This is a genomic window from Anaeromyxobacter sp. PSR-1 (assembly GCF_000964525.1).
In the GTDB taxonomy this organism is placed as follows: domain Bacteria; phylum Myxococcota; class Myxococcia; order Myxococcales; family Anaeromyxobacteraceae; genus Anaeromyxobacter.
In genome coordinates this window covers 1-2,951 of record NZ_BAZG01000301.1, presented here as the reverse complement: position 1 = coordinate 2,951, position 2,951 = coordinate 1, and the positions used below count along the sequence as shown (strand labels likewise).

The window sequence follows — 2,951 nt, the reverse complement described above, 5'->3', positions numbered from 1 at the left end:
GCCGGCGCCGGCCGCGTCCACGTCGGGCAGCAGCGCGAGATCGTAGGCACCGATCTCGATCAGGTCGCCCTCGCGCAGCCGCCTCCGCGCGGCGATCCGCTCGCCGTTCACGCGCGTGCCGGTGAGGCTGCCCAGGTCCTCGACGAACACCGCGCCGCCGGCGCGGAGGAAGCGCGCGTGGCGCCGCGACACGTCGCGGTCGGCCATGTGGAAGGTGTTGCCCTCGGGCGCCCGGCCCACGGTGAGCTCGTCGCCGTCGAACGGCACCACCGACCGCGTCCCCTCGGCGTCCTCGATGACGAGCTTCATCGCGCGCCGATCCCCGGGCTACGGCCCGATCGCCTTCCCGCGCGGCTCGGGCTGATCGCTGCGGCCCAGCTTGCGGGTGAAGCGCGTGCCGTCCTTCTCCGGCAGCACCACGAACTGGTCGATCTCGTGGCCGGGGAGGGTGAGGTCCACGCGGTGCCGCTCGTCGAGGCGCACGCCCAGCACGGTCACCGGGGCGCGGCCCACCACGCGCCCGTCCAGGCGCACCTCGGCCCCGGCCGGCTCGCTCTCGATCGTCACCGCGCCGAGCGCGGTCTCGAGCCGCGCGTGGACGCGCCGCACCAGCGTGCCCGGCACCGGCGCCAGGTCCATCGTGACCGCGCGCACGCCCGGCCCGTCCAGCGCGACCTGGTGCGGCCTGGACAGGACCAGCCCCTCCAGCACGGCCGGCGTGGTCGCGCCGGAGCGGACGCCGTCCAGCGTGATCTCGGCGCCGGGCGGCTCGGAGGTGACCACCAGGACGCCGGTGCGCAGCCAGGTCTCGGCGTAGTGCAGGCCGGCGGCGCCGCCGACCGCCAGCACCAGGCCGACCAGCACGGCGGTGCGCAGCCGGATGCCCTCGCGCGGCGGCGGGCGGTGGCTGCGCGCCTTGCGCGGCGCGGGCCGCGCCGGCTCGGCGGCGGGGAGCACGTCCGCCGGCAGCGGCGCGATGGGGTCGAAGGGCGACGCGCCCGGGCCCGCCGCGGCGGGCAGCCCCGCGGGCGGGGTGGTGGCGGGCGCCGAGAGCCGCTCGTACTCCGCCTGCGCCTGCTGCTTCTCGGCGAGGTTGGAGAGCACCTTCATGATGAGCGGGTCGTGGGCGCGCGCGCTGCGCTGGCGCGCGATCTTCTCCGCGAACACCTGCTGCATCTGCTTGCCCAGCAGGTCCTGGATGGACGACTGCGGGGTGGGGAAGAGCACGTCCACCAGCGCGCCGGCGAACGCGCGCGCGTCGGTGAAGCGCTCGTCGGGATCGTAGGCGAGCGCCCGCGCCACGATGGCGTCGATCTCCTTGGGCAGGCGCGGGTCGATGGAGGTGGGCGGCACCACCCGCGCCTTGCGCGCGGCGACGAGCGACTCGACGTCGGTGGCCTTGGGGAAGGGCTTCTGCTTGGTGAGCAGCTCGTACAGCAGGATCCCCGCGGCGAACAGGTCCACCCGGTGGTCCCAGCGCCGCTCCAGCGAGGCCTGCTCGGGCGCGACGTACCCGAGCTTCCCCATCAGCATGCCTTCCTTGTAGTTCGACAGCCCGGTGGCGGCGCGCGCGATGCCGAAGTCGAGCAGCTTGATCTCGCCTTCCCAGGAGACGAGCGCGTTGTCCGGCGAGACGTCGCAGTGGACGATCTGCAGCGGCTGGCCCTGCGCGTCGGTCTTCTTGTGCGCGTAGTCGAGCCCGGTGAGCAGCTGCAGCACCATGTAGATGGCCTGCTCGGGCGAGATCTGCGCGCCGGCGCGGGCGAACGCCTGCATCATCTCCTTGAGGGAGACGCCGTTCACCAGCTCCATCGAGATGAAGTAGTTCCCGTCGATCTTCCCGCACTCGTAGACCTGGGCGATGTTCGAGTGGGTGAGCTGGACGGTGAGCTTCGCCTCGTTCACCAGCATCTTGATGAAGCCGTGATCCTGCGCGCGCGCGGGCAGGATGCGCTTCACCACCAGCTCCTTCTCGAACCCGCCGGCGCCCGGGACGCGGGCGCGGTAGATCTCCGCCATCCCGCCGATGGCGAGACGCTGGAGGAGGAAGAACTTGCCGAACAGGTGCGGCTTGAAGTCCGTCGGGATGGAAGGGGCGGCCTCGACCACGGCGGGATGTTAGCCCGCCCCCTCGGGGGACCACAAGGCGACGGACTGGTGCGCGGCGGTCCTACTTGGGCTTCTTCCGCCCACGGCCCGGCGGAACGCGCTCCAGGCCGGGCGGCGATCCGGGTCCCACGCCCTCGCGCGCGCTGCGGACGTGCTCGGAGGCCTTGTCCAGGCCGCCGGCGGCGGCGTCGTCGGCCCGGCTGCGCGCGCGCACCAGGTGGTCGGGCGAGTCGCCGAAGGTGTCCACCATGCCCTGCAGCGCGGCGCCGGCCTCGACGCGTCGCTCCGCCTCGGCCAGGAACGCGGCGGCGTCCCGGCCGCCCTCGGCGCGGTACGCGTCGTAGAGCGCGGCCACCTCGCCGGCGGACGCCGGCGCGCGCTGCGCCAGGGCCGCGCCGAGCGGCAGCGCGTCGCGGACCGGCACGCCGCGCCGGGCCAGCTCACCCAGCGTGCGCGCCGCCGCCACCACCGCCTCGCAGCTCCCGCCGGCCGCGCCGCGGGCCGCGTCCACGAGCTGGAGCACCGCGTCCGGCGGCACGCCCGCGCCGAGCGCGCCGGCCAGGTCGGCGAGCGCCGCGGTCCGGTCGCCGCGGTGCGGCAGCCCCGAGGCCCGCGCCTGCGCCACCAGCGCCGCCGCGCGCGAGAGCCGGCCGCCCAGCTCGGCGGCGACCTCGAGCACGCGCTCCGGCGGCGCGCCCTTGGCCAGGCCCTCGAGGATCTTCGCCGCGACCACCTCGCCCGGCAGGCCGGCGCGGGCCGCCTCGACCACCGGCGCGAGCGCGCGCTCCGGCGCGAGGCCGCGCGCGGCGGCCCGGCTCGCCACGTCGCGCGCCAGCGCGGCG

Annotated in this window: 3 protein-coding genes; all 3 read right to left on the bottom strand. The window is 75.8% G+C overall.

Features of this window, described 5'->3' with window-relative positions; all coding sequences use genetic code 11:
* The coding region (locus PSR1_RS22685) for an FHA domain-containing protein (RefSeq protein WP_152643426.1) at nt 1-309 on the bottom strand (309 nt) is incomplete at its 3' end.
* Between the two features lie 18 nt (nt 310-327).
* Nucleotides 328-2,109 (bottom strand): serine/threonine-protein kinase, encoded by a 1,782-nt coding sequence (locus PSR1_RS22680; protein WP_059439571.1) that lies wholly within the window; start codon nt 2,107-2,109, stop codon nt 328-330.
* 61 nt (nt 2,110-2,170) lie between these two features.
* On the bottom strand, nt 2,171-2,951 hold a 781-nt coding region (locus tag PSR1_RS22675), incomplete at its 5' end, for a hypothetical protein (RefSeq protein ID WP_059439570.1).